Genomic DNA, 937 nt, shown 5'->3' with positions numbered 1-937 from the left:
CGGCTGGCGAGGTGTTGGCGAACGGTTGCCCTGGGCAGTTCTGGGCAATGGGCTTTACCGGGTACTGGAGCATGGTGGAAGCGGATTGGCGTCGCGATGGACGCTGTCTGTGACGACCAGGGCCGCCCGATGTGTAGGCTGCACGGGTTGCGGATGCTCGACCCGGCCATCTTCCAGCACCTGCCCTTGGCCTCAGCCGACTCTACGAACGCTGCGGTGAATGGCGGGAGCATCAGCCGCTTTGGGATGTATACGCCGCCCACCGCAGGGCAGCGTGCCAACGTGATCGCCGACCGCATTGAAGCGCATAACAGTTCGCCTATCTGGCAGCGAGAAACGCAGGCTGAGATGACTATTTAGTTGAAGCGCGACTGATCAATAGGGAACCATTTCTTCCGGTCAGGCGCTTGTGTTTGCACCTCAAGTGACCATTTATCGCCGCACTCCTTGCACTCATAGCCGGTGACAAGGCTACATCCTTTTTCATCTGTCCCATAGTTCAGAAACTTGTCCGAGCTTCCTGTGTCCTCGACTTCAGCCATAGCGGCTGAGCAGCAGTTACCAATTCCCATTGTTGCAATCTCCTTGTTCGGCGAGCTGCCGTGCCAAAGATAAATACCCCATATCAACGAATCACGCCAGCCGGCGAGGATCCCCTATGCACGTCTTGTTCTGCAGTTACGGAAATGACTCCATCGCCCTAATCCAGTGGGCGCATGAGCGCGGGCTGGAGGATGTCGTGTGCCTCTACTCCGACACAGGCTGGTCCGCAAGTTGGTGGGCCGACCGTGTAGCCCATGGCGAAGCGCTGGCTCATGGCTACGGGTTCGCCACGGCCCGCACCGAGTCGGAGGGGATGCTTGCTCTGGTCAAGCGCACACGCGGCTGGCCTAGTGCTGGCGGCCAGGGCCAATTCTGCACCGCCGCACCGCAGGTG

Annotated in this window: 2 protein-coding genes and 1 pseudogene; 2 read left to right on the top strand and 1 reads right to left on the bottom strand. The window is 59.8% G+C overall.

The annotated features are described in order from the left end of the window. A pseudogene (locus AQS70_RS23785) lies at positions 1–360 on the top strand (hypothetical protein); the annotation flags it as partial. On the opposite strand, the gene AQS70_RS10325 reads toward AQS70_RS23785, so the two are convergent. Then, positions 357–572, bottom strand: a complete 216-nt coding sequence (locus AQS70_RS10325) for a hypothetical protein (RefSeq protein WP_055102687.1) — start codon at positions 570–572, stop codon at positions 357–359. The pseudogene AQS70_RS23785 and the gene AQS70_RS10325 sit on opposite strands and share 4 nt — an antisense overlap. A 167-nt stretch (positions 573–739) precedes the next feature. Here AQS70_RS10325 and AQS70_RS23940 point away from each other — a divergent pair. Then, positions 740–937, top strand: a 198-nt coding sequence (locus AQS70_RS23940; RefSeq protein ID WP_206542133.1) for a hypothetical protein, incomplete at its 3' end; no start/stop codon positions are given.

The sequence above is a fragment of the Pseudomonas endophytica genome, assembly GCF_001411475.1.
GTDB classification, from domain to species: Bacteria; Pseudomonadota; Gammaproteobacteria; order Pseudomonadales; family Pseudomonadaceae; genus Aquipseudomonas; species Aquipseudomonas endophytica.
Note: the sequence above shows the minus strand (reverse complement) of the source record. Positions and strands in the feature narration are given on the sequence as shown.